The sequence below is a fragment of the Promicromonospora kroppenstedtii genome (assembly GCF_044389675.1).
GTDB classification, from domain to species: Bacteria; Actinomycetota; Actinomycetes; order Actinomycetales; family Cellulomonadaceae; genus Promicromonospora; species Promicromonospora kroppenstedtii.
Genome location: NZ_JBIRYI010000002.1, coordinates 364,481 through 386,496, shown reverse-complemented (window position 1 = coordinate 386,496; position 22,016 = coordinate 364,481). Strand labels below are relative to the sequence as shown.

Annotated in this window: 26 protein-coding genes; 10 read left to right on the top strand and 16 right to left on the bottom strand. The window is 72.1% G+C overall.

Annotated elements, in window-relative coordinates:
• Window positions 1-2: 2 nt before the first annotated feature.
• Window positions 3-1,235: an amino acid ABC transporter substrate-binding protein gene (locus ACH47X_RS05565; RefSeq protein ID WP_397402184.1), complete on the bottom strand. Its 1,233-nt coding sequence runs from the start codon at window positions 1,233-1,235 to the stop codon at window positions 3-5.
• Between the two features lie 140 nt (window positions 1,236-1,375).
• On the opposite strand from ACH47X_RS05565, the gene ACH47X_RS05560 reads away from it, so the two are divergent.
• The 5 genes from ACH47X_RS05560 (at window position 1,376) to ACH47X_RS05540 (ending at window position 6,404) form a co-directional block, all read left to right on the top strand.
• Window positions 1,376-2,410: a LacI family DNA-binding transcriptional regulator gene (locus ACH47X_RS05560; protein WP_397402182.1), complete on the top strand. Its 1,035-nt coding sequence runs from the start codon at window positions 1,376-1,378 to the stop codon at window positions 2,408-2,410.
• Between the two features lie 68 nt (window positions 2,411-2,478).
• On the top strand, window positions 2,479-2,841 hold the full coding sequence (locus ACH47X_RS05555; protein ID WP_036968978.1) for an ArsR/SmtB family transcription factor: 363 nt from the start codon (window positions 2,479-2,481) through the stop codon (window positions 2,839-2,841).
• Between the two features lies 1 nt (window position 2,842).
• The gene (locus ACH47X_RS05550) at window positions 2,843-3,343 is read left to right on the top strand and encodes an SRPBCC family protein (protein ID WP_377240552.1); all 501 of its coding nucleotides are present in this window, start codon (window positions 2,843-2,845) and stop codon (window positions 3,341-3,343) included.
• 205 nt (window positions 3,344-3,548) lie between these two features.
• Window positions 3,549-4,958 carry an MFS transporter gene (locus tag ACH47X_RS05545; protein ID WP_397402179.1) on the top strand — a complete coding sequence of 470 codons (1,410 nt, stop codon included), beginning with the start codon at window positions 3,549-3,551 and terminating at the stop codon, window positions 4,956-4,958.
• Between the two features lie 159 nt (window positions 4,959-5,117).
• Window positions 5,118-6,404 carry an ATP-grasp domain-containing protein gene (locus tag ACH47X_RS05540; RefSeq protein WP_397402177.1) on the top strand — a complete coding sequence of 429 codons (1,287 nt, stop codon included), beginning with the start codon at window positions 5,118-5,120 and terminating at the stop codon, window positions 6,402-6,404.
• 63 nt (window positions 6,405-6,467) lie between these two features.
• Here ACH47X_RS05540 and rpmF read toward each other — a convergent pair whose 3' ends face one another.
• Genes rpmF through rpmB form a run of 6 tightly spaced genes read right to left on the bottom strand, consistent with a single transcriptional unit; the run spans window position 6,468 to window position 7,842 of the window.
• Complete coding sequence (rpmF, locus tag ACH47X_RS05535) at window positions 6,468-6,635, bottom strand: 50S ribosomal protein L32 (protein ID WP_020013144.1); 168 nt, start codon at window positions 6,633-6,635, stop codon at window positions 6,468-6,470.
• 3 nt (window positions 6,636-6,638) lie between these two features.
• On the bottom strand, window positions 6,639-6,806 hold the full coding sequence (gene rpmG, locus ACH47X_RS05530; RefSeq protein ID WP_020013143.1) for a 50S ribosomal protein L33: 168 nt from the start codon (window positions 6,804-6,806) through the stop codon (window positions 6,639-6,641).
• Window positions 6,806-7,108, bottom strand: a complete 303-nt coding sequence (locus ACH47X_RS05525; protein ID WP_036968982.1) for a type B 50S ribosomal protein L31 — start codon at window positions 7,106-7,108, stop codon at window positions 6,806-6,808. Before ACH47X_RS05525 ends, rpmG begins: the two co-directional genes overlap by 1 nt.
• 14 nt (window positions 7,109-7,122) lie before the next feature.
• The gene (ykgO, locus tag ACH47X_RS05520; protein ID WP_020013141.1) at window positions 7,123-7,245 is read right to left on the bottom strand and encodes a type B 50S ribosomal protein L36; all 123 of its coding nucleotides are present in this window, start codon (window positions 7,243-7,245) and stop codon (window positions 7,123-7,125) included.
• 55 nt (window positions 7,246-7,300) lie between these two features.
• On the bottom strand, window positions 7,301-7,606 hold the full coding sequence (rpsN, locus tag ACH47X_RS05515) for a 30S ribosomal protein S14 (protein WP_397402173.1): 306 nt from the start codon (window positions 7,604-7,606) through the stop codon (window positions 7,301-7,303).
• Window positions 7,606-7,842 carry a 50S ribosomal protein L28 gene (gene rpmB, locus ACH47X_RS05510; RefSeq protein ID WP_036968968.1) on the bottom strand — a complete coding sequence of 79 codons (237 nt, stop codon included), beginning with the start codon at window positions 7,840-7,842 and terminating at the stop codon, window positions 7,606-7,608. The genes rpsN and rpmB overlap by 1 nt, the downstream gene beginning before the upstream one ends.
• A 125-nt stretch (window positions 7,843-7,967) precedes the next feature.
• Between rpmB and ACH47X_RS05505 the strand changes: the two genes are divergently transcribed.
• Complete coding sequence (locus ACH47X_RS05505; RefSeq protein WP_397402171.1) at window positions 7,968-9,152, top strand: GTP-binding protein; 1,185 nt, start codon at window positions 7,968-7,970, stop codon at window positions 9,150-9,152.
• Window positions 9,153-9,156: 4 nt separating this feature from the next.
• Here ACH47X_RS05505 and ACH47X_RS05500 read toward each other — a convergent pair whose 3' ends face one another.
• The 3 genes from ACH47X_RS05500 to ACH47X_RS05490 form a co-directional block, all read right to left on the bottom strand.
• Window positions 9,157-9,672, bottom strand: coding sequence for a GNAT family N-acetyltransferase (locus tag ACH47X_RS05500; RefSeq protein WP_397402169.1), 516 nt, complete (start codon window positions 9,670-9,672; stop codon window positions 9,157-9,159).
• Between the two features lie 63 nt (window positions 9,673-9,735).
• Window positions 9,736-10,191: an NUDIX hydrolase gene (locus ACH47X_RS05495; RefSeq protein WP_397402167.1), complete on the bottom strand. Its 456-nt coding sequence runs from the start codon at window positions 10,189-10,191 to the stop codon at window positions 9,736-9,738.
• A 198-nt stretch (window positions 10,192-10,389) separates the two neighbouring features.
• Window positions 10,390-11,037, bottom strand: coding sequence for a hypothetical protein (locus ACH47X_RS05490; protein ID WP_397402165.1), 648 nt, complete (start codon window positions 11,035-11,037; stop codon window positions 10,390-10,392).
• Between the two features lie 475 nt (window positions 11,038-11,512).
• On the opposite strand from ACH47X_RS05490, the gene ACH47X_RS05485 reads away from it, so the two are divergent.
• Window positions 11,513-12,256: an ASCH domain-containing protein gene (locus tag ACH47X_RS05485; RefSeq protein WP_397402163.1), complete on the top strand. Its 744-nt coding sequence runs from the start codon at window positions 11,513-11,515 to the stop codon at window positions 12,254-12,256.
• 24 nt (window positions 12,257-12,280) lie between these two features.
• Here the strand turns inward: ACH47X_RS05485 and ACH47X_RS05480 are convergent, their stop codons facing one another.
• The 3 genes from ACH47X_RS05480 to argS form a co-directional block, all read right to left on the bottom strand.
• Window positions 12,281-12,880 (bottom strand): TetR family transcriptional regulator, encoded by a 600-nt coding sequence (locus ACH47X_RS05480; protein ID WP_397402161.1) that lies wholly within the window; start codon window positions 12,878-12,880, stop codon window positions 12,281-12,283.
• Window positions 12,881-13,010: 130 nt separating this feature from the next.
• Entirely contained in the window at window positions 13,011-13,586 is a 576-nt protein-coding gene (locus ACH47X_RS05475; protein ID WP_397402159.1) for a dihydrofolate reductase family protein, read from the bottom strand.
• A 71-nt stretch (window positions 13,587-13,657) separates the two neighbouring features.
• Window positions 13,658-15,406, bottom strand: a complete 1,749-nt coding sequence (gene argS, locus ACH47X_RS05470; RefSeq protein ID WP_397402157.1) for an arginine--tRNA ligase — start codon at window positions 15,404-15,406, stop codon at window positions 13,658-13,660.
• Window positions 15,407-15,617: 211 nt separating this feature from the next.
• Between argS and ACH47X_RS05465 the strand changes: the two genes are divergently transcribed.
• A complete protein-coding gene (locus ACH47X_RS05465) occupies window positions 15,618-16,736 on the top strand; it encodes a serine hydrolase domain-containing protein (protein WP_397402155.1) in 1,119 nt (372 codons plus the stop codon).
• A gap of 29 nt (window positions 16,737-16,765) precedes the next feature.
• Here the strand turns inward: ACH47X_RS05465 and ACH47X_RS05460 are convergent, their stop codons facing one another.
• Complete coding sequence (locus tag ACH47X_RS05460) at window positions 16,766-17,404, bottom strand: response regulator transcription factor (protein WP_397402153.1); 639 nt, start codon at window positions 17,402-17,404, stop codon at window positions 16,766-16,768.
• Window positions 17,395-18,570, bottom strand: a complete 1,176-nt coding sequence (locus ACH47X_RS05455) for a sensor histidine kinase (RefSeq protein WP_397402151.1) — start codon at window positions 18,568-18,570, stop codon at window positions 17,395-17,397. The genes ACH47X_RS05460 and ACH47X_RS05455 overlap by 10 nt, the downstream gene beginning before the upstream one ends.
• A gap of 130 nt (window positions 18,571-18,700) precedes the next feature.
• On the opposite strand from ACH47X_RS05455, the gene ACH47X_RS05450 reads away from it, so the two are divergent.
• Together ACH47X_RS05450 and ACH47X_RS05445 are read left to right on the top strand one after the other, a co-directional pair.
• Entirely contained in the window at window positions 18,701-19,345 is a 645-nt protein-coding gene (locus tag ACH47X_RS05450) for a DedA family protein (protein WP_397402149.1), read from the top strand.
• Between the two features lie 79 nt (window positions 19,346-19,424).
• Entirely contained in the window at window positions 19,425-20,843 is a 1,419-nt protein-coding gene (locus tag ACH47X_RS05445; protein ID WP_397402147.1) for a serine hydrolase domain-containing protein, read from the top strand.
• A gap of 147 nt (window positions 20,844-20,990) precedes the next feature.
• Here the strand turns inward: ACH47X_RS05445 and ACH47X_RS05440 are convergent, their stop codons facing one another.
• Window positions 20,991-21,995, bottom strand: coding sequence for an MBL fold metallo-hydrolase (locus ACH47X_RS05440; protein ID WP_397402145.1), 1,005 nt, complete (start codon window positions 21,993-21,995; stop codon window positions 20,991-20,993).
• Window positions 21,996-22,016 lie beyond the last annotated feature (21 nt).

Here is a 22,016-nt window from a genome sequence, read left to right as displayed (position 1 = left end):
GGTCACCACGCGGGCTTCGGGTGCACGAGGTCGGCTTCCTTGACGTCGTCGGGCAGCACGATCTTGATCTCGCCGTCCACGTACTGCTGGATCAGGTGCGCGCTCTGCGGCCGCCCCTGCGCGTCCCAGCTCAGCGTGCCGACGACGGTCTCGACCTCGTTCTCCTTGAGCCACCCGACGAGCTGCTCCTGGCACTCCGGGCTCGGGTCGGCGCAGCCCACGGCCTCGACGGCGGCCGCGACGACCTGGCCCGTGGTCCAGGCGTTCGCCTCGTCCTCGGCCGGCGGGGCGTCGTGCTCGGCCGTGTAGGCCTCGACGAACTCCTGGTTGGACGGGTACGGCGCCGTCGGCGTGTACCCGGTGGGGGCCAGGATGCCCTCGGTCTTCTCGCCGATCGCCTCCGGGAACTCCGCATTGGTCGGCGCGCCGGAGATCGCCGCCATCTGCGGCTGGTAGCCCTGCTGCTGGAGCGCGACCACGAGGTTCACGCCGTCCTGGTACTGCGAGCCCACGATCAGCAGGTCCGCCTCCGAGTCCGCGATCTTCGCCGCGATGCCGCTGAAGTCCGTGGTGTTGGGCGGGTACACCTCGTCGACCACCACCTCGATCCCGGCGTCGGCGAGCTTGTCTCGCAGGCCGTAGGCGGTGCCCTGCGCGAACGGGTCGTCCATCGAGGCCACGGCGACCGTCTCCGGCCGCTCGTCCTCCGGCAGCGCCAGGACGTACTCGGCCAGGTGGTCGTAGTGGTCGTCGGCGATGGCCGGCGCCGCGTAGAACAGGTTGTCGAAGCCCTGCTCGAACACCTCGGCGGCGGCGCCCGCAGGCTCCACGAACAGGAACCCGTAGTCCTGGGCCACCTGCGCCGCCGGCACCACGAGCCGCGTCGAGAACGGTCCGAAGACCAGGTCCACGCCGTCCTGGTTGATCAGCCGCTCGTAGTCCGAGGCCACGCGGTCCGCGTTCGACTGGTCGTCGACGATGACCAGCTCCACCTGTCGGCCCAGGAGGCCGCCGGCCTCGTTCACGTGCTTGGCCCAGGCTTCATAACCTCGTTGCACTCCCTTGCCCGGCTCGGCGAAGTCGCCCGTCAGGGGCAGCGAGACGCCGATGACGATCGGGTCGTCCGGGCCGCCCGCCTCACCAACGCCCTGCTCCGGGCTCGCCAGGCAGGCGGACAGGGAAAGTGCTGAGGCCGCGGCGATGGCCGTTACCGTCAGGCGTCGGGTTGCTCTCATGGTCCACTCCCTTGTGGGTCCACATCATCGTGGGCAAGCGCTTCCGTAACCGCTTACGGCACTCTAGGAACTGGGGCGCCGTGTGACAAGGGTTCTGGCACCATTCATTACCTGGCGCTTTACCGTGGCGAGGAGATTCGATGCGCAAGCACACCGCCGGGCTCCGCCTGGTCGACGTCGCAGAGCACGCCGGCGTGTCCATCGCGACCGCCTCCAGAGCCCTGTCCGGCGCCACCGGGGTCTCCGAGGCGCTCGCGGAACGGGTCCGTGCCGTCGCCACCGAGCTCGGGTACGTCGCCAACGTGCACGCGCGCTCGCTCGCGAGCGGGGCGAGCCCCGCGGTCGGGCTCGTGGTGCACGAGATCGGCGACCCGTACTTCGCCGAGATCGCCAGCGGGGTGCTGGAGGTGGCGGGCGCGCACGGGCGCATGGTGCAGATCTGCCACACCGGCCGGGACCCGCACGCCGAGGTGGCGCAGCTGAGGGCGCTGGCGGGGGCCGGCGTCGGGATCATCGTCGTGGCCGGGTCCGGGCACCTCGACCGCGACGTGCAGGCGCAGATGAAAGCCCAGGTGCAGGCCTTCGAGGCGACCGGCGGGCGGGTCGCCGTGATCGGCCGGCACCCGCAGCTCGGCGTCGACGCCGTGGTCCCGGCCAACGTCGCGGGCGGCCGCTCCATCGCCGAGCACCTGCTCTCGCTCGGTCACCGGCGCATCGCCGTCGCGGCCGGGTCGCGGCGGCTGGCCACCATGGCCGACCGGCTGGCCGGCGTCGAGCAGGCTCTCGGCGACCACGGCCTGCGACTCGCGGACCTGCCCGTGGTCGAGGCGGCGTTCACGCTCGACGGCGGCAAGGACGCCGCCCGCCAGATCATGGATGCCCACCCCGACGTCACCGCCGTCCTCGCGCTCAACGACGACATGGCCGTGGGCGTGCTGTCGGTGCTGGGGGAGCGCGGCGTCTCGGTGCCGGGCGACGTGTCGGTCACCGGGTTCGACGACGTCACCGTGGCCGGGCACCTGTCGCCCGCTCTGACCACCGTGCGCCTGCCGATGAAGCAGATGGGGCGGCAGGCGCTGGAGCTCGCCCTGCTGCCGCGGGCCGCGCGCGCCCGCCGTCGGACGGCGGAGCAGCGGCTGATGGTCCGCGCGTCGACGGCGCCGGTGCGGGGCTGAGGCGGCACCGCGCGCACTCCGCCCGCGCCACCCGTTGACACATTCCCATATGGGTATATGTTTGAGGCATGGCACGAGCAGCGACCACCACCGACGCGTTCAACGCGGTGGCCGAGCCGCGCCGCCGCGAGATCCTTGACGCCCTGGCCGGCGGCGAGCTCGCGGTGGGCGACCTGGTCGAGCTGCTCGGGCTCGCCCAGCCGCAGGTGTCCAAGCACCTGCGGGTGCTGCGGGAGGTAGGGCTGGTGGACGTGCGCGACGACGGGCGCCATCGCCTCTACCGGGTCAACGGAGCGCCGTTGCGCGCCGTCCACGACTGGGTCTCGCAGTACGAGCGGCTCTGGAACGAGCGGTTCGACCTCATGGACGACGTGCTCGACGAGCTCGGGACGCGACCACCGACCGATGCAGGAACCGGACAAGGAGACTGACATGACCACCACGACCAAGGGCAGCGCCGTCCTGACGCTCCCGACCGACACCGAGATTCTGGTGACCCGCGAGTTCAACGCGCCGCGTGCGCAGGTGTGGCGGGTGCTCACCGAGCCCGAGCTGATCCGGCGCTGGTGGGCCGGGCAGCGCGGCACGGTCACCGAGGCGACCGTCGACCTGCGGGTCGGCGGATCGTGGCGGTACGTGATGACCGCGAACGACGGCTCGGAGGTGGGGTTCCACGGCGAGTACCGCGAGATCGCGGCGCCCGAGCGCATGACGCACACCGAGGTGTTCGAGGGCATGCCCGACGGCGACTCCGAGCCCACCCTGAACCACTACACGCTCACCGAGCACGACGGGCGCACCACGCTCACCGTCCGCACGGTCGTCCCCAGCAAGGAGGTCCGGGACATGATCGTCGGCTCGGGCATGGAGGGCGGCATGCAGGAGGGCTACGACCTGGTCGAGGAGCTGGCGGTCGAGCTCGCGGCTGCCTGACGCCGTCGTCGGCCCGTCCCGGCGGGCGGATCTCGGTTGGCGCGGGCAACTATGTAAGGTGCAGGTATCCCCCTCGTGCCCGGGCGGTGCTCGTGCTGCGAGCACGCCGAGCGTGCCGAGGCCCGCCCGCTCGTCGAAGGGTTGTCTGCCGCGCATGAGATTCCGCTTTCCCCCTGGTGGCCAGGACCGTTCTCGGCTCACGCGGATGCCCCGCCCGGGCCTGGTGATCGCCGTCCTCGCGTTCGCCGGCATGGGGGCGTCGTTCATGCAGACGATCCTGCTGCCGATCCAGGCGGAGCTGCCGACCCTGCTGGGCGTCTCGCGTGACGTGTCCGCGTGGGTCATCACGGTGACGCTGCTGGTGGCGGCGATCTGCACGCCCATCTCCGGGCGGCTCGGCGACATGTACGGCAAGAAGACCGTCGCGCTCGCGCTGCTCGGCCTGCTGGCCCTGGGCTCCGTGGTCGCGGCGCTGTCGCCGTCGGTGGTGCTCCTGATCGTCGGGCGCGGCCTGCAGGGCATGGGCATGGGCGTGGTCCCGCTCGGCATCTCGATCCTGCGCGACGTGCTGCACCGGGACCGGCTCGGCTCCGGTATCGCGCTGGTCAGCGCGACGCTCGGCGTCGGGGGAGCGCTCGGCCTGCCGATCAGCGCCTTCGTCACCGAGCGCTACGACTGGCACGTCGTGTTCTGGGTGGCGGCCGGGATCGGCCTGCTCGCGCTGGTGCTGGTCGCGTGGATCGTGCCCGTGAGCACGCTCCGCACGGGCGGGCGGCTCGACGTCGTCGGCGTGATCGGTCTCGCCATCGGCCTGACGGGGGTGCTGCTCGCGGTCTCGCGCGGCAACGACTGGGGCTGGGGGTCGCCGCGCACGCTCGGGCTGCTGCTCGGCGGGCTGTTCGTCCTGCTGGCGTGGGGCTGGTACGAGCTGCGCATCCCGGAGCCCCTCGTGGACCTCCGGGTGACGGCGCGCGGCACCGTGCTGTTCACCAACCTGGCCTCCATCGCGATGGGCTTCGCGCTGTTCGCCTCGAACGTCGTGTTCCCGCAGCTCCTGGAGCTGCCGACGGCGGCCGGCGGCCTGGGGCTCAGCCTCATGCACGCGAGCCTGATCCTCATGCCGTCCGGCCTGGTGATGCTCGCCATGTCGCCCGTCGCAGGCCGGCTCGAGCACCGTTTCGGCCCGAAGCCGCTGCTCGCGGCGGGGTCGGCCGTCATCGCGATCTCGTACGTGATCGCCGTCGTGGTCGACCTCGACGTGTGGCACGTGCTCGTCGTCAACCTCGTGGTGGGCGTCGGCATCGGTCTGGGGTTCGCGGCCATGCCCGCCTTGATCATGCGGGTGGTGCCGTCGCACGAGACGGGCGCCGCCAACGGGCTCAACACGCTCATGCGGTCGCTGGGCACGACGTCGGCCGCCGCCGTCGTGGGCGGCGTGCTCGCCGCGGGCGGCGCGGAGCTGAACGGTATGCCGGTGCCGTCGGACGACGCGTTCCGCACGGCGCTGCTGCTCGGTCTCCTCGCGTCGGTCGTCTGCACGGTGCTCGCGCTGCTCATCCCGCACCCGAAGCCGCCCGCCGATGAGCATCCCTCGCTCCCGGACGGGGTGCTGTAGGCAGCGCCCGGGGTTCGGGCGACGGCGCCGGGTTCCGCCCGGGCGACGTCTTCCACAGGCACCGGTCGCCCGGCGAGAACGGTCGCCGGATCCGTGGCAGGCTGTGCGCCATGTTGAGAACGACTCTCGTTCGCGTTCGAACGCACGGAGCGTGCTGACGTGGCGAACCTGCTGATGATCGAGAGCTGGCTCCAGTCGACCGGCCTCATGCTCCCGCCCCTGCTGCGTGACGCCGGCCACCGGTACGTCCTGATCACGCGCGACCCCGGCCTCTACGATCTGCCCGACGGCACGCCCCATCCGGTGCTGGCGCTCGCCGCCGAGGTGGTCGTCGCCGAGACCAACGACGACGACGCCCTCCTCGCGGAGGCGCGCGAGATCGCCGCCCGGGAGCGTGCCGCGGGCCGGCCCGTCGACGGCGTGTTGACGACCTGCGACTACTACCTGCCCGCCGTGGCGCTGGTCGCCGAGGTACTGGGCCTGCCCGGGGCGCCCGCGCACGTGTTGCGCACCGCGACGCGCAAGCACCTGGTCCGGCAGGCGCTGGCCGCCGGGGGAGTGCCCGACGTGCCGTTCGCCGTGGCGTCCACCTGGGCGCAGGCGCGCAAGGAGGCCGCGGGTCTCGGCTACCCGCTGGTGGTCAAGCCCGTCGACATGAACTCCGGCACGGGGGTGCGCAAGGTGGCCGACGAGGCCGGCCTCGCCGTCGCCTTTGCCGAGGCGACCGGCCCCGAGCGCAACACCCGGGACCAGCCGCTGGAGCGGCTCGCACTGCTCGAGCGGGTCCTCGAGGGACCTGAGTACAGCGTCGAGTCCGTGACCCGCGACGGTGTGACGCGGGTGCTGGGCATCACCGCCAAGTCGGTGGCGGAGCCCGGCGTCGAGGGCGGGTCCGGGTTCGTCGAGTCGGGCCACCTGTTCCCGGCGCCGCTCGCGGCGGAGGAGCGAGACGCGATCGAGCGCCACGTCGCCGCGGTGCTGGCCGCCGTCGGGCTCACGCACGGCATCAGCCACACCGAGGTGCGGCTCACGGCGTCGGGACCCCGGCTGATCGAGCTGAACCCGCGCCAGGGTGGCGGATACATCTTCGAGCTGGTCCGCCTCGTGACGGGGTACAACCCGCTGCGGGTGCTGGTCGACCTCGCCCTCGGCCGCGAGCCCGTGCCGGGTCCTGCGGTCGCCACGAGCGCGGCGGTCACGTTCCTGCTGGCCCCGGCGGACGGCGTCGTGCGCGAGGTGCGGGGCGCGGAACGCCTGGCGGACGACGCCCGCGTGGTCGGCCACGAGACGCCGTCGTCCGGCCGCGAGGTGCGGCCGGGGGACAACAACGAGCGGATCGGGCACGTGCTGGTCGCCGACCCGTCGGGGCATGCGGCCAAGGACTGGGCCGACGAGCTCGTGGCCGGCCTCGACGTCCGGATCGACACCCGCGTGCTCACGCGCTGAGCGCGCTTGCACGACGAGAGCCCCGGCGCAGCTGCGCCGGGGCTCTCGTCGATCGACCGGGTCTCAGTCGGGGACGACCAGGCCGCGCCGGACCGCGGGCACGAGCCGCGCGGGGATCCGCACCTGGCGCCCGTCCACGGTCACCGCGACCAGGTCAGGTACCTGGGCCGTCCACTGCGCGCGCCGCGACCGGGTGCGCGACCGGGACATCTTCCGCTTGGGGACCGCCATCGATCAGCGCTCCTCGCGGAAGTCGACGTGCTGCCGCACCACGGGGTCGAACTTGCGCAGCACGAGCCGGTCGGGGTCGTTGCGCCGGTTCTTGCGGGTCACGTAGGTGAACCCGGTGCCCGCCGTCGAGCGGAGCTTGATCACGGGTCGCAGGTCGGTGCGCGAGGCCATCAGTTACCACCCTTGCTGTCGGTGCTCGTGTTGTGCTTGGCGTAGCGCTGCCGGAACTTCTCGACGCGTCCGGCGGTGTCGACCACGCGGGCCGATCCGGTCCAGAACGGGTGGCTCGCGCTGCTGATCTCGACGTCGACCACGGGGTAGGTCTGTCCGTCGGACCACTCGATGGTCGCCGTCGGGCGGCCGGGGCCGGAGTCGGTGCTGCCGGCGAGCGTCGAGCGGGTCAGGAACGTGAATCCCGCGCTCGCGTCCCGGAAGACGACGGGGCCGTAGGTGGGGTGAAGGTTCTGCTTCATGGTTTCTCTCCTCTTCAGCCCTGGCGCGCCTTCCAGCGCGGGTTGAGCTTGTTGATCACGAACGTCTTGCCGTGCCGGCGCACGACCTTGGCGCCGGGCTTGTCCTTCAGGGACCGCAGTGATGCGCGAACCTTCATGTGTCACTCCTTGCGTGCGGGGGTCGGCGGCGAGGCCGCCGTAGGGGACCAGACGTCACCAGCTCGACTTGGTCACCCCGGGCAGCTCGCCGCGGTGGGCCATCTCGCGCAGGCGGATCCGGGAGAGCCCGAACTTCCGCGAGTACGCGCGGGGCCGTCCGTCGACGGCGTCGCGGTTGCGCACCCGGGTCGGGCTGGCGTCGCGCGGCTGCCGGGACAGCTCCGCGACGGCGGCCTGGCGCTCGTCGGCCGGCAGGTCGAGCCTGCGCAGGGTGCGGCGCAGTTCCGTGCGCCGCTCGGCGTACCGCGCAACCAGCTCGCGGCGCCGGGTGTCGGCGGCGATCTTCGACTTCTTGGCCATCAGATCTTCTCCCCTCTTGCCAGGATCTGGGCGACGACCACGTCGATCCCCTTGCGATCGATGGTCTTGATGCCCTTGGCGCTCACCCGCAGCGTGACGTTGCGGCCGAGCGACGGAACCCAGTAGCGCTTCTTCTGGATGTTGGGGTCGAACCGCCGCTTGGTTCGCACATGGGAGTGCGAAATCGAGTGGCCGAACCCCGGCACGGTGCCCAGCACCTGGCATCTGGCTGACACATGACCTCCTGTCGCGGCGAGCTGGCCGCCGCTGGTGAGAACCGTTCTCATATCGCGCTACAGTGAACCAGAACTGAGAACGGTTATCAATTATTCCGGGGCTCACCCCCGGGCGAGGAGGCAGCATGTACCGAACCGGAGACCGCCGCGGAATCATCCCGGTGAGCGTCCTGGCCACCATCGACCCCGTGCTGCGCGACTCCGCGCTCTTCGGCCTGCTGACCGACGCCCCCGGCGTCGTCGCGACGCGGCACGACATCTACGAGGACCACCTCCGGCGGGTCGTCCTCGACGCCACCGGCGTCATCGAGGACGTGCTCGTCCCGCTCGAGCACGCCTGCCTGTCCTGCGCCGTCCGCGAGGACGCCGTGCCCACCATCGCCCGCCTCGCCCGCGACGGCCGCTGGGACCACGTGCTGCTCGCCCTGCCCACCAGCGCCGAACCCCTGCCCGCGGCCCGCGCCCTCGCCGCCGAGACCGTACGCGGCGGCGACCTCGACCACACCCGCATCGCCACCTCCTTCACCGTGGTCGACATCGACACCCTCCAGCACGACCTGCTCGGCGACGACACGCTCCTCGAGCGCGGCCTCGGCCTCACCACCGGCGACGAACGCTCCGTGGGCGAGGCGCTCGCGGCCCAGATCGAGCAGGCGGACCTCGTGGTGACCCATACCTCGCACGCCGAGCCCACCGAGGCGCCGTCGGCCACACCGTCCGGCCTGCTGGACCGCCTGCGCGGCGCCGGGACGCGCCGGGTCGACGGGCTGCACTCCCTGACGGCCGCGGCGCTCGCCGCCGCCCGGCACTCGCCGGCGCGGGCCGAGCACCGGGCGCACCCGCTCGGGGCCGTGGCGATCAGCGGGCGGGGGAGCGACCCTGAGGACCGGAGCTGGACCCTGGAGCTGCGCTCACCGCTGCCGTTCCACCCGGAGCGGCTGCTGGAGCGCATCGAGTCGCTCGGCGCCGGCGGGCTGCGGGCGCGCGGGGTGTTCCACGTGGCAGACCGGCCGGGGCTCGCGTGCCTGTGGGACGGCGCGGGCGGTCAGCTCGCCGTCGGGGACCTGGGGCCGTGGTCGGAGGTCTGTGCGGGGACGCCGCCGCACACCCGGATCGTGGTGGTCGGTGTCGCCGACGCGGTGGACGCCGACGCCGTCGGGCCTGACGCGGCGGTCCTGCTCGACGAGCGGCAGCGGCTGCGCGAGGCGTTCCACGCGGCACTCTGCACTCCCGAGGAGGCAGCCGCCGGCGTCGAGTGGCTGTGGCGCGAGGACCACCTGGCCCCCTGGCTGGGCGCCCGCACCGTGTAGCAGGTCAGCGAGGGCAGAGGTAGCTCGCCACGGGAGGGTGGGCGCCGTCCGGCCCGGTCCAGCCTGCTGGACCCTCGGCCACGCGCGTCCACCCCAGCCGCTCGTACAGGCGGACGGCGGGGCCGCCGTCGTCCACGACATCGAGCACGAGCCGGCGTCCGCGCCGGACCGGCGAGTCCTCGATGCGCTCCAGCAGCGCGGTGGCTACTCGGATGCCCCGCGCCTTCGGCGTGACGAACAGGCGGCTCACGCCGGCGAGCCCGGCCACGGACGCACGGGCGGCGGCGGCCAGCTGGTCGACGTGCTCCACACCGTCCGCGGCGACGAGCATGACATGGCCGACGACGACGCCGTCGGCCAGGGCGACCCACGCCCCGATCGTGCCTGCCGGGCAGAGCCAGGCGACCGGGTCGTCGGGCCAGACCATCGGGTAGCGGTCGGCCTCGTGCACCTGGCGCAGGGCCTCGGCGACCCGGTCGAGGTGAGCCGTGTGGCGCTGGGCGATCACGAGGTCGGGCACGGGCTCAAGGTATCCGACGACGGTGTGGATCGGCGTCCGGGCGCGACGGCGTGCATCCCGGCCTCAGGGAAACAGCCCTCGCTCCACGGCCAGCCGGATCGCCGTCCGGTAGCCGTCCGGCAGGTTCAGGGCTTCGGCCTCGTCCGGTGTGACGAGGGCGAGCTCCTTGTGCTCGTCGCTGTAGACGGGTGCGGTGTCGCCGTCGTAGGTCGCGAGAAAGGTCAGCACGAACACGTGGCGGTCCGGGAAGACCCGGTACACCCAGCTGTGCACGGGGTCGCCGACCGCGGCGTCCCAGGCGAGCTCCTCCCGGATCTCGCGGGCGAGGCACGAGGCCGGGTCCTCGCCGAGGTCGAGCTTGCCGCCGGGCAGCTCCCACTCATCGCGCTCGTTGCGCAGGAGGGGGAGCCGGCCGCGCCAGCCGAGGACCGCCTTGACCGAGACGGGGAGCTGGTACTCGAAGTAGCCGGGATCGCGCTCGACCAGGTAAGGCTCCTCGGGGGAGCGGGTGTTCAGCATGGGACCGTCCTACAGCACCGGCCGGGCGCGCACCATCTCCGTTGGCTGAGGAAACGCCGCGGAGCTGATTCACGTTCGGTTGTTCGATCTTTCTGGACGATTGTTCAAGAAAGCGGCGAGGCCCTTTCCCGGAGCTCCGGGAAAGGGCCTCGCGTGTGTATCTAGCTGCTTCTCACGGTGTTCACGCCGATGTCATGCTCACCCGGCTGGCAGGGGCACGGGCAGGGGGACCGGCAGCCCGCCGCCGAGGGCGCCCAGCAGGGTGCTGAGCAGGCCGCCGACCGCGTCCAGCAGCGAGCTCAGAAGGCCGTCGGTCGGCAGCGGGACCGGGAGTTCCGGGACCGGCAGGTCGTCGACCGGCAGGTCCGGCACGGGGAGGTCGTCGACCGGAGCGTCGACAGGAAGGCTCGGGACCGGTGCGTCGACCGGGAGGTCGGGTACCGGTGCGTCGACCGGGAGGTCGGGCACGGGGGCGTCGACCGGGAGGTCGGGCACGGGGGCGTCGACGGGCAGGTCAGGAACCGGTGCGTCGACGGGGACGTCGGGTACCGGTGCGTCGACCGGCACGTCCGGAACGGGGGCGTCCACCGGCACGTCCGGAACCGGTGCGTCGACCGGGGCATCCGGGGCGGGCGCGTCGGCGGGAGCGTCGGGTGCGTCCACCGGTGCGTCCGCTGCCGGGGCATCGACGGGAGCGTCGGCTGCTGGGGCGTCGACCGGGTCGGTCGCGCCGATCAGGTGCGCCGCGGACAGGGCCCCTGGCATCACCATCGCGCTCGCACCTGTTGCCGCCGTGCAGACCAGGCCGGCCGAGATGGCCAGGACTGTTCCTGCACGACTTATCACACGGAATCCTCGGATCATTGTGTTTCCCCTCGAATCGCTCCGCCGAAAAGATGGTGATCCACGCACGCGCAGTTCACCGCGAAGAGCGTCCGGCCGAGATTTCACCCTGTCAATCGGAAAGTGATCCGAGGTGCGCCGATTGAAACAAGACATTCCAGGACCGAACCATCCGGCAGGCCGCCATTAATAACCGTAACTCCGACATCACAACCGTGATATCCGGTCGTTGCCTGGACGCTCTCTGAGTGGATCCGGAACGGAAAAATGCCGTGGTCCGCGGCCGGCCGGATGCGTACGGTCGTCGCTGATGAGCACTCCGCAGCGCCAGGCGCGCGCCGTCCACGCATGGCGGCCCTGAGCCACTTCGACCGTTCGCTGTACGACGACGCCGCGGATCGGGGCGGACGGCTCGGGCCTTCCAGGTGGACGGTAAAAACCTCGGCGCGCGGGCGTGGAACGTGCCACGATCCCGCCCATGACGACGGCGACCGACCCGGCCCTGACCGCAACCGAGCAGCGCCTGATCGACGCCGCCCAGGCGGTGGTCGCTCGCCTCCCGGAGGACGGGTCCTACCTGAACACCGTGGCATCGGCGGTGATGGACGTTCACGGAGACATCTACACCGGCGCCAACGTCGGTCACTTCACGGGCGGGCCGTGCGCCGAGCTCGTGGCGCTCGGCACGGCGGCCGCCGGCGGGGCCGGGCCCATCGCGCTGATCGTCGCGGTCGGCGACGAGGGCCGCGGCGTCATCGGTCCGTGCGGGCGCTGTCGCCAGGTGCTGCTCGACCAGCAGCCCGACTGCCGCGTGATCGTGTCCGACGGCGACGAGCCGTTCTCGGTCCCGGCCCGCGACCTGCTCCCGCACGCATACCAGCACCCGGACGCCGACCCGCCGCGCCTGCTGTGGTTCAGCCCGCAGCACTGGACGAGCGTGGTCGACGGCGGCAAGACCGCGACGACCCGGTTCAACGATCCCGTCGTACCGGGGCCGGCGACGCTGCTGTTCGAGTTCGAGGACCGGTTCGAGTCGCTGCCAGGGGTGGTCGACTCGGTCGAGCGGGTCCGGTTCGCCGGCATCACGGACGCCCAGGCGGCGCTCGAGGGCTGCACGGCCGACGAACTGCGCACGGCGCTCCGGACGTACTACTACCCCGAGGTCACGGACGACGACCTGGTCGACTTCGTGCGCTTCCGTGCGGTCGGCCCGCAGGCCTAGGCACGACGACCTGAGCCAGACGACCTAGACCTGCGGCCGCAGGGTCGCGAAGCTGCGTTGGAGCAGCTCGCTCGCGGTCGTCCCGTCGTCGGCGTTCGCCCAGGTGGTGAGCGCGACGTCCAAGCAGGCGAGGGCCGACTGGACGATGATCTCGGCGTGCAGGGCGGCGTCGTCGCCGGGGAGGCGCTCCGCGACGAGCGGTGTGAGCATGCGTGCCCACAGGAGGTGCTTCTCCAGGCTGCGGGCCCGGAGCGAGGCGGCGCTGACGAGGACGCGCATGCCGCGCTTGCCGCGCTCGTCGTCCCGAGGCGCCCGGGTGACGAGTGCCTCGAAGGACAGGCGCAGCGAGTCCCAGACGGGCTCGTCGGCGGGCCGGCCGGCGAAGACGGCGCGCACGAACTCGCCGCCGTGTGCCGGGTCGCCGATGACGACGTCCTCCTTGGCGGGGAAGTAGCGGTGGAAGGTGCGGGCGGACATGCCTGCCGCCGCCGCGATCTGCTCGACGGTCACCTGGTCGAACCCGCGCTCCGCGAACAGGTCGAGCGCGATCTCGTTGATGCGCGCGCGCACGGCGTCGCGGCTGATCTCGCGCAGGCTCTGGCCGCTGCTCGTCGTGCTCGACATGCCCTCAGGGTAGCGCTGGTGTCACTTGTGTCAGACTCTGACAAGTTGCTGACACGCGGGTTCGGGTCGAGCGGGGAGATCGCGCCCGGCGGCGGGGTGGGTAGCCGAGACCGGTGACCCCGGGAGATCGTCAGTGCAGCGTCGGCACGTAGACCAGCTCCTGGATGCTGCCGTCGAGGGTCCGGTGCTCGACGAGCTCCAGGTCGAGGTCCGCGGCGCACCGGAAGATCGGATCCAGCCCGGTCTGCCCGGTCACGACGGGGAAGAGCGTCACCTGGACGAGGTCGACGAGGCCCGCGGCGAGCAGCGCCCGGTTCATCGAGAGGCTGCCGTGGGACCGGAGCGGCACCGCGGACTCCTGCTTGAGCCGGGCGACGACGTCGACGGCGTCGCCCCTCTCGACCGTCGCGTCCGGCCAGTCGAGGGGGCCCTCCAGCGTGGCGGACACCACCGTCGTCGGCAGGTTCCTCATCTTCGTGACCCACGGGTCGCGCACCTCGGAGTCCTCGGTGCTCGAGGCCAGCATCTCCGCGAACGCGCGGTAGGTGTTGGCCCCGAGCACCAGGCGCTGGTCGGCGCCGTACTCCGTGAGGCGGCGGTCGAGGAGCTCGGGACCCTGCTTGCCCCAGTAACCGCGCCAGTCACCGCCCGCGGCGCCGAAGCCGTCCAGGCTGGAGAAGACGTCGAACGTGTAGGTGGCGGACATGGTGTTCTCCTCGCGGCGCGTCAGGGACGGTACGAGGAGGCAGACGGGTGACGGCCACAGAATTCATCGGGTCACATCCGGTCGGGCGCCACGATGCCCAGCAGGTCGAGCCCGGTCGCCAGCGTGCGGCCCGTGAGCTCGCACAGCGCCAGGCGGTTGGCGCGGACGCCGTCGTCGTCAGCCCGCAGGACGGGGCACTGCTCGTAGAACTCGGTGTACGCGCGGGCCAGGCCGAACAGGTAGCCGCACAGGCGGTGCGGTTCGAGCGTGCCGGCGACGTCGTCGAGCGTCGCCGCCAGCTCGTCCAGGGTCAGGGCCAGCGCTCGTTCCGCGGGGTGCAGGGGCAGGTCCGGGTCGACGGGGCGGTCCGCCGGGATGCCGACGTCCGCGGCCTTGCGCAGGATCGAGCGCACGCGGGCGTGCGCGTACTGGAGGTAGACGCCGGTGTTGCCGTTCAAGGCGACCATGCGGTCGACGTCGAACACGTAGTCCTTGGTGCGGGTGTTCGACAGGTCGGCGTACTTGACCGCGCCGATGCCCGCGGCCTGCGCGATGTGCTCGAACTCCTCGGGTGACAGGTCGTGGTCCTTCTTGGCCAGCTCGGCCCGGGCGCGGGCCACGGCCTGGTCCAGGAGGTCGGTCAGGCGCACCGTGCCACCGTCGCGGGTCTTGAACGGCTTACCGTCCGCGCCCAGGACGGTGCCGAAGGGCACGTGGGTCGCGTCCACGTTGTCGGGCAGCCAGCCGGCGCGGCGGGCGACGTCGAACACCATCCGGAAGTGCAGCGCCTGGCGGGCGTCGACGACGTAGAGGATGCGCGTGGCGCGGTACTCGTCGACACGCAGGCGCAGCGTGGCGAGGTCGGTGGCGGCATAGCCGAAACCGCCGTCCTTCTTGCGGACGATGAGCGGCACCGGGTCGCCGTCAGGCCCGACGACGCCGTCCGTGAAGGCGCACAGCGCCCCGCCGGAGTCGACGGCGATCCCGCGGGCGACCAGCTCGTCGACGACGCCCGGCAGGTCCGCGTTGTAGCGGGACTCGCCGTCGGCGTCGTCAAGGGTGAGCAGGATGCCGAGGCGGTCGTAGACGGCCTGGAAGGCCGCCTCGGACTCGGCGACGAGCTCGCGCCAGGTGGCCAGGGTGGCGGCGTCGCCCGACTGGAGCGCGACCACGCGGGCGCGGGAGCGGTCGGCGAAGTCCGGGTCCTTGTCGAACTCGGCCCGCGCCGCCCGGTAGAGGGCGTCCAGGGCGGACATCGAGGCCTCGCCCTGCCAGGTCTGCTCGGGGTGCTCGTCGATGAACTGGATGAGCATGCCGAACTGGGTGCCCCAGTCGCCGACGTGGTTCTGCCGGACGACGGTCGCGCCGAGATGCGTCAGGACGCGGGCGAGCGTGTCGCCGATGATCGTCGAGCGCAGGTGGCCGACGTGCATCTCCTTGGCCACGTTCGGTGCGGAGTAGTCGATGACGGTGCGCTCGCCGTGGCGGGTCGGGGTGATGCCGAGGTCTTTCGCGGCCAGGCGGGCGGCGACCTGGCGCCAGACCGTGGGGGCCGGGACGGTGATGTTGAGGAAGCCGGGGCCGGATCCGAGGGTCGGGAGGCCCGACTCGATCAGCTCTTTGGCGACGTCGATGGCAACTGACGCGGCCGGTAGCCCCAGATTCTTGGCGGCCGGCAGCACGCCGTTCGACTGGTAGTCGGCGCGGTCGGATCGTCGGACCACCGGGTCGGTGCCGGCCAGCTCGGCCGGGAGCACCTGGGACAGGGCGGCCTGGACGGCCGCCTCCACCTGGTCCTGGATCGCGACTACATGGGACACGCGGGGCCTCTCGGGTCGGGTCGTGGCGCTGTTGAGGGCGCGGAATCGGGTCAGTCTAGAAGCCGGTGGCGGGGGAGGGCGGGGCTTTTTCCGTGGGCGCCAGCGCGCAGGCCGCAGATCATTCGCCCGACTGAGACGCGACGGGTGTCCGCACGGTCTCATGTGGCTTTCCGCAGTCTTCTTCTGCCCCTGGCTTTCTAGGTTGAACGGCATGTCCACGACACCCAGGCATCGCCGCGGCCGACGCGGGATCGCGGTCCTTCTGATCGTTGCTACCACCACGACCGTTGCGGCAACCCTCGCCCTGACTCTCGCGCGCGGGCAGGTGCTCGCCGCGGTGACGGCGAGCACTGCGGCGTCCGCTTCGGCGTCCCTCCTCGCCGTCACCGGACCCGGGCCGGCGGGGACATGGACCGCCGGCTCCCCAGAGCGGCCGGGCGGCATCGCGGAGCCGTCGGGCCACGAACACTTCCGGATCGGGAGCATCACCAAGACCTTCGTCGCCACGGCGATCCTCCAGCTCGTCGACGAGGACAGGATCGACCTCGATGCCCCCGTCGACACCTACCTACCGGCCACCGTGCCCGACGGCGCCACCATCACCGTCCGTCAGATCCTCAACCACACCAGCGGCCTGTACGACTACATGAAGGGTGACGGCTGGTCCACCAACCGCTGGCGCGGCGACGAACGCCTCACCACGTACTCGCCCGACCAGCTGCTGGCCGAGGCGTTCCGACACGAGCCGTACTTCGCGCCGGGCACGGACTTCCGCTACTCGAACACCAACTACATCGTGGCGGGCAAGGTTGTCGAGGCCGTCACGGGCCGGCCGTACGGCGTCGTGATCGAGCACCGGATCCTGCGTCCGCTGAACCTGACCGGGACATCCTTCCCCGGCTCGGATCCACAGCTCCCGGAGCCCGCCGTCCACGCCGTCGCAACCCTCGACGACGGCTCGGTCGTCGACGTCACCGAGCAGAACGTCTCCCTCGACTGGGCCGCCGGCGAGATGATCTCCACGACCCGCGACCTCGAGGCGTTCTTCGACGCCCTGCTCGGCGGCGGGCTCATCAGCGACGACGCCCTGGCCCAGATGCGCACCACCGTCCCGATGGGTATGGGCTTCCACTACGGCCTCGGCCTGGAGCGCTTCGACCTGCCCTGCGGCGGCCAGCTCTGGGGACACGGCGGGCAGCTCCTCGGCTACGTCACCTACGCCTACCGCCGCGACGACGGCAGGAGCCTCACCATGCTGCTCGCGTCCGGCAGGAGCGACGGCTTCGTCTCCTTTGCCGCCGCCACCGGCGCGACGTACTGCCTGGCGTGACTCGTAACGAGGTCGGTCCTCCGGATCGGTCAGGACTCCAGGTACCGCACGATCGCCTGCACCCGCCGGTTGTATCCGTCCTCGGCCAGCAGCCCCAGCTTGTCGAAGATCGCGTTCGCGTGCTTCTCCACCGCCGAGACGGACACGAACAACGCGGAAGCGATCCCCGCGTTGGTCCGCCCCTCGGCCATCAGCCCCAGCACTTCCCGCTCTCGCTCGGTCAGCATCCGGAGCGGGTGCGACGTGTCCCGGAACAGCTGCCGCACCACGTCCGGGTCCAGCACCAGCCCGCCCGTGTGGACCCGGTCCAGCGCGTCGAGAAAGTCGTCCACGCCCATCACCCGGTCCTTGAGCAGGTAGCCGACGGCGCGCGCGTCGTCGCCCAGCAGCGCCTGCGTGAACTCGCGCTCCACGTACTGCGACAGCACGAGGATCCCCACCTGGGGCCAGCGCGCCCGGATCTCCACGGCGGCCCGCACCCCTTCGTCGGTGTGGGTGGGCGGCATCCGCACGTCCAGGACGACGACGTCGGGGCGCTCGGCCGCCAGCCGGGCCAGCAGGGGCTCGGCCCGGCCGTAGGCGGCGACGACGTCGTGCCCCTCGTCTGTCAGGAGGCTGCGGATGCCCTCGCGGAGCAGGGCGGAGTCCTCGGCCAGCATCACTCGCACGGGAGCGTCACCTCGACCCTGGTCGGGCCGCCCGAGGGGCTGTCGACGGTGAGGGTGCCGCCGGCGGCAGCCACCCGGCCGGTCAGCCCGGCGAGACCGTGGCCGGGGCGAGGGAGGGCGCCGCCCCTGCCGTTGTCGGTGATCTCCACGCGGATCTCGGGCCCGGCCCCGGAGTCCCGGCGAGCGCGACCGGCGCGGACGCGCACCTCCGCCTTCGCCGCCCCCGCGTGCTTGGCCACGTTGGTCAGGGACTCCGCCACCACGTAGTACAGCGTCGTCTCGACCGCGGGCGGCAGCCGAACCGGGTCCGGCCAGTCCAGCGCCGTCGGCGGCGTCGTGCGCGACACCAGCTCCGCGAGCACGGGCGCCAGCCCGTGCGTGTCCAGGGCCGTCGGCCGTACCCGCCACGCGACGTCCCGCAGGTCCGTCACCAGCAGCTCGGCCTCCCGCGCGGCCTGCTCCAGCAGCAGCACCGCAGAGGACGAGGCACCGACAGCCCGACGTGCCCGGTTCACCAGCAGCCCGACGGCCACGGCCCGCTGCTGCACGCCGTCGTGCAGGTCGCGCTCGATCCGGCCGCGCTCCGCGTCCAGGGCGGAGAGCAGCTCCGTCCGGCTCACGGTCAGCGACTCGATCTGGGCCGCCAGCCGCTCGCTGCGGCTCGGCGCGAGCCAGCGCGCGGCGGCCGACCGGTCCAGCAGCGCCACCCCGACCAGTCCCATCAGGTCCAGGTACAGCAGGATCGCGCCGATCGGGATCATCGCGAGCAGGCCAGACGTCGTCAGCCCGTCGCCCTGAAAGGCCTCGTCGACGGTGAGCCGCACGTCGAACAGCCACGATGCCAGGCCCGCGACCACCGCGAACAGCCCGTACGCCAGCAACCCGAGCACCAGCGTGCCCACCACACCCACAACGGTCCGCGCCGCGAGGTACCGGGCGGCGCGCGCAGGGGTGAGCGCGGCGCCGCCGTCGGACCAGCCGAGAAGACGCACGGTACGACGGCGGTGCCAGGCGACCAACGAACCCACCGGCCCGAACGGCGTCCGGCGCCGTACCAGCGAGACCACGGCGAAGACCAGGTCGAGCGGCCAGGTCACCGCCCCGAGGGCCGCGCCCCACAGCATGCGGGCAGGGGTGCTGCGCCAGACGGCGGGGGCGGGATCCACCTCGCCAGGATAGGGACGACGCGGGCCGCGCGGACTGCGGTAAACCACACCCCGTTCTGCGGCCCGCCCGTGTGACCAGCGGGAGGACCGCAGTCCGCCGGCCCTCTCGCCGTCAAATAGCGTAGGGGCCATGACGACACAAAGCTTCGCCACGACCGTCGCCGACTGGGCCGTCGGGCTCATGGAGACCCTCGGCGCCCCGGGCGCAGGCGTAGCGATCGCCCTCGAGAACCTGTTCCCGCCCCTTCCGAGCGAGGTGATCCTGCCGCTGGCAGGCTTCACAGCGGCGCAGGGCACCCTCGTGCTGTGGCACGTGCTGATCTGGACGACCGCCGGCTCCGTGGTCGGCGCCGTCCTCCTGTACGGACTCGGGGCGTGGCTCGGCAGGGAGCGGCTGCGCAACATCGTGGACCGCATGCCGCTGGTCAAGCTGGAGGACGTCGACAAGGCCGAGGACTGGTTCAACCGGCACGGCGACTGGGCCGTGCTCATCGGTCGCGTCATCCCGATCGTGCGCAGCCTCATCTCCATCCCGGCCGGGGTGGAGCGCATGCCCCTGACGCGCTTCCTGCTGTTCACGACGCTGGGATCCGGCGTCTGGAACACGCTGCTGGTCGGCGCCGGCTACCTGCTGGGCGACCAGTGGCACATCGTCGAGCAGAGCGTCGGCGTCTTCCAGAAGATCGTCATCGTCGTGGTCGTCCTGCTCATCGTGTGGTGGCTGGTCAAGACCCTGCGCAACCCCGACCGGCCCCGCCACGCCCGCCAGCGGTGACCGCGCCGAAATTGCCGCTCTGCCCGAAGCACCCATCAGGCATGATGCCCCCGAGACCGCCACGCCGAGAGGACCCCTGTTGACCGAGGACCGCACCGCACAGACCCTCCGCTCGATCGCCCCCTACCTCGCTGACTGGGCCTCCTTCCAGGCCGCGTACCACGGCGTCCCCGGCCTGCAGCTCGCCGTCGGCCGCCGCGGCGAGGTGTTCGTCGACCTGGCCTGGGGCAAGGCCGACGTCGAGACGGGGGAGGACCTCACCAGCGACCACCTGTTCCGCATCGCGTCGCACTCCAAGACGTTCACCGGCGTGATGGTGATGCAGCTCGTCGAGCGCGGCGAGCTGCGGCTGGACGACCGCGCGGGCGATCTCGTGCCGGAGCTCGACGGCTCGCGCGCCGCCGGCGTCACCGTCCGGGAGCTCCTGGGCCATCAGGCCGGGATCATCCGCGATTCCTCCGACGGCGACTTCTGGCAGCACCACCGGCCCTTCCTCGACCGCGCCGAGGTGCTGGAGTGCGTGCGCGCCGAAGGCGTCGTATTCGAGCCGAACGAGCACTTCAAGTACACCAACATCGGCTACAGCCTGCTCGGGATCATCATCGAGCAGGTCACCGGCAAGACGTACGACGAGGCGGCCCGCGTCGCCGTCGTCGAGCCCCTCGGGCTGACCCGCACCGGGACCGAGCTGGACCCCGCCCGCGCCGCCGAGTACGCGGCCGGCCACACCGGCCGGATCGCCCACGGCGACGCCCGCCGGGTCATCCCGCACGTCGACACCCGGGCCATGGCGGCCGCCACCGGCTGGTACTCGACCGCCCTGGAGATGGTGCGCTACGGCGCCGCCCACACGTTCGGCGACACCACCCTGATCAGCGACGCCAGCAAGCGGCTCATGCAGCGCGACGAGTCGCGCGTGGCGGTGCGCGGCAAGGAGCTCGGCCGGTACGGCGTCGGCATCGAGGTCGGCAAGGTCGGGGACCGTGAGGTCGTCGGGCACTCCGGCGGCTACCCCGGCCACATCACCCGGACCTGGATCGACCCCGTGGAGGGGATCGTGGTCTCCGCGCTGACCAACGCCGTCGACGGCCCCGCCGGGCAGATCGCCAACGGCGTCATCCAGCTGATCAACCTCGCGCTCGCGGCCGCCGACGAGGTCGCCGCGTCCGCCGTCACCGGCAAGGGTGGCGACCCGGTTCCGGGCGTCCCGGCGGACGCACCGATCGGACGCTTCGCCAACCTGTGGGGTGTGGCCGATGTCGTGGACCTGGGCGGGATCCTGCACACGATCAACGTGCGGGCCGCGGAACCGGCGGAGGTCGCGCAGCGGCTGGTCGTCTCCGACGGCCGGCTCGTGCAGGAGCCCGTGGCCGGTTTCGGCACCGTGGGGGAGCCGGTCCAGACGGAGCGGGACGCCGACGGCGCGATCGTCTCGGTCCGGATCGGGGCGATGACGTCGTGGCCGGTGGAGGAGTACCGGAGCCGCACGGCTCGGTAGGGCGCGCCACGAGGGCGCTTACGCGGGCTGGGTGTGTTGCTGACGGTAGACATCGTCTACACCGCGCAACACACCTGGCCCGTGTGCAGTTCGGGGCCGTCGCTCGGACATCAGAGGGCCGAGCGAAGCACTCCATGGCACTTCGGCTCACTCCTCGAGCTTGTCCCGCACCAGCAGCTCCAGGACCTGCATGAAGCGCTGTGCGCGGGCCTGCCCCAGGACGAACGGGTTCTGGTCGCCGGCGGTCCCCTCGCGCAGTGCCCGCATGCGGTCGAGGCCGGCGTCGGTCTGGCCGTGGTTGCTCAGCTCGACGTCCACGCGCAACCGCCGCATCACGGCGGCGTACTCGATCACCGACCGCAGGTAGTCCCGCTTGCCCGACGTCGGCTCCGGGAGACCGGTGCCGCCCCACAGCATCGCCGTGTGCCGCCGTCCCTTCCACCACACGGGGAAGATCGGCGACACCGTGCCGGGGGTGTGACCCGGCGTGTAGGGCAGCCGCATGGTCGTGCCGCCCAGGGACAGGCGCTGCCCGTCGGAGATCTCCAGGTCGCGCTCGGGAACGTCGGGCGAGGAGTCCTTGGCCGCGACGTCCCAGTCGGTAGGGCTCATCAGCACGCGGGCGCCGTACCGGTCGGCCAGGTACTGGGCACCGCCGAAGTGGTCGGCGTGCCCGTGCGCCACCACCACGTACTTGATCCGCGCGGGGTCGACACCCAGGGAGCGCAGCTCGGGGACCAGGATGCCGGCGGCCTGCTCCCGGGACTCGAGCGCGTCGACCAGGATCACGCCGTCCGAGGTCTCGACCGCCGTGGCCGACACGAAGTCGGTGCCGACCACCGTGACGTTGTCGAAGATCCGGGTGGGCTCCGGGTCCGGGGCCTCCGGCGGCAGCCAGCCCGGCGTGAAGGCCGCGACCAGCGCGAGCAGCACCGGGTCGTCGCCCGCGAGCTCGGCGGCCTGCTCGCCGTAGTCCTTCGGCCCCGTCTCCTCCGGCGTGCCGGACGGCGACGCGGCACCGGACGCCGACGTGCTCGACGTCGCGTCGCTCCCCGCCGGCGCCGCCGGTTCCCGAGCGCACCCCACGAGCGGGACGAACGCCGCGGCGAGCACGGCACGACGGGACAGCTCGGCATGTCGCAGCAGGTCCATGCGCCGATCGTACGGACAGCC

What these genes read in the sequence shown, in the direction of transcription:
- ACH47X_RS05495 (WP_397402167.1), bottom strand. Translation starts at nt 10,191, where the DNA reads ATGCTGAACACCCGCTCCCCCGAGGAGCCTTACCTGGTCGAGCGCGAT.
- ACH47X_RS05440 (WP_397402145.1), bottom strand. Translation starts at nt 21,995, where the DNA reads ATGGACCTGCTGCGACATGCCGAGCTGTCCCGTCGTGCCGTGCTCGCC.
- ykgO (WP_020013141.1), bottom strand. Translation starts at nt 7,245, where the DNA reads ATGAAGGTTCGCGCATCACTGCGGTCCCTGAAGGACAAGCCCGGCGCC.
- ACH47X_RS05555 (WP_036968978.1), top strand. Translation starts at nt 2,479, where the DNA reads ATGGCACGAGCAGCGACCACCACCGACGCGTTCAACGCGGTGGCCGAG.
- ACH47X_RS05485 (WP_397402163.1), top strand. Translation starts at nt 11,513, where the DNA reads ATGACGACGGCGACCGACCCGGCCCTGACCGCAACCGAGCAGCGCCTG.
- ACH47X_RS05545 (WP_397402179.1), top strand. Translation starts at nt 3,549, where the DNA reads ATGCCCCGCCCGGGCCTGGTGATCGCCGTCCTCGCGTTCGCCGGCATG.
- ACH47X_RS05475 (WP_397402159.1), bottom strand. Translation starts at nt 13,586, where the DNA reads ATGTCCGCCACCTACACGTTCGACGTCTTCTCCAGCCTGGACGGCTTC.
- ACH47X_RS05565 (WP_397402184.1), bottom strand. Translation starts at nt 1,235, where the DNA reads ATGAGAGCAACCCGACGCCTGACGGTAACGGCCATCGCCGCGGCCTCA.
- ACH47X_RS05525 (WP_036968982.1), bottom strand. Translation starts at nt 7,108, where the DNA reads ATGAAGCAGAACCTTCACCCCACCTACGGCCCCGTCGTCTTCCGGGAC.
- ACH47X_RS05560 (WP_397402182.1), top strand. Translation starts at nt 1,376, where the DNA reads ATGCGCAAGCACACCGCCGGGCTCCGCCTGGTCGACGTCGCAGAGCAC.
- ACH47X_RS05550 (WP_377240552.1), top strand. Translation starts at nt 2,843, where the DNA reads ATGACCACCACGACCAAGGGCAGCGCCGTCCTGACGCTCCCGACCGAC.
- ACH47X_RS05480 (WP_397402161.1), bottom strand. Translation starts at nt 12,880, where the DNA reads ATGTCGAGCACGACGAGCAGCGGCCAGAGCCTGCGCGAGATCAGCCGC.
- rpsN (WP_397402173.1), bottom strand. Translation starts at nt 7,606, where the DNA reads ATGGCCAAGAAGTCGAAGATCGCCGCCGACACCCGGCGCCGCGAGCTG.
- rpmF (WP_020013144.1), bottom strand. Translation starts at nt 6,635, where the DNA reads ATGGCGGTCCCCAAGCGGAAGATGTCCCGGTCGCGCACCCGGTCGCGG.
- rpmG (WP_020013143.1), bottom strand. Translation starts at nt 6,806, where the DNA reads ATGGCCTCGCGCACCGACCTGCGACCCGTGATCAAGCTCCGCTCGACG.
- ACH47X_RS05450 (WP_397402149.1), top strand. Translation starts at nt 18,701, where the DNA reads ATGACGACACAAAGCTTCGCCACGACCGTCGCCGACTGGGCCGTCGGG.
- ACH47X_RS05505 (WP_397402171.1), top strand. Translation starts at nt 7,968, where the DNA reads ATGTACCGAACCGGAGACCGCCGCGGAATCATCCCGGTGAGCGTCCTG.
- ACH47X_RS05465 (WP_397402155.1), top strand. Translation starts at nt 15,618, where the DNA reads ATGTCCACGACACCCAGGCATCGCCGCGGCCGACGCGGGATCGCGGTC.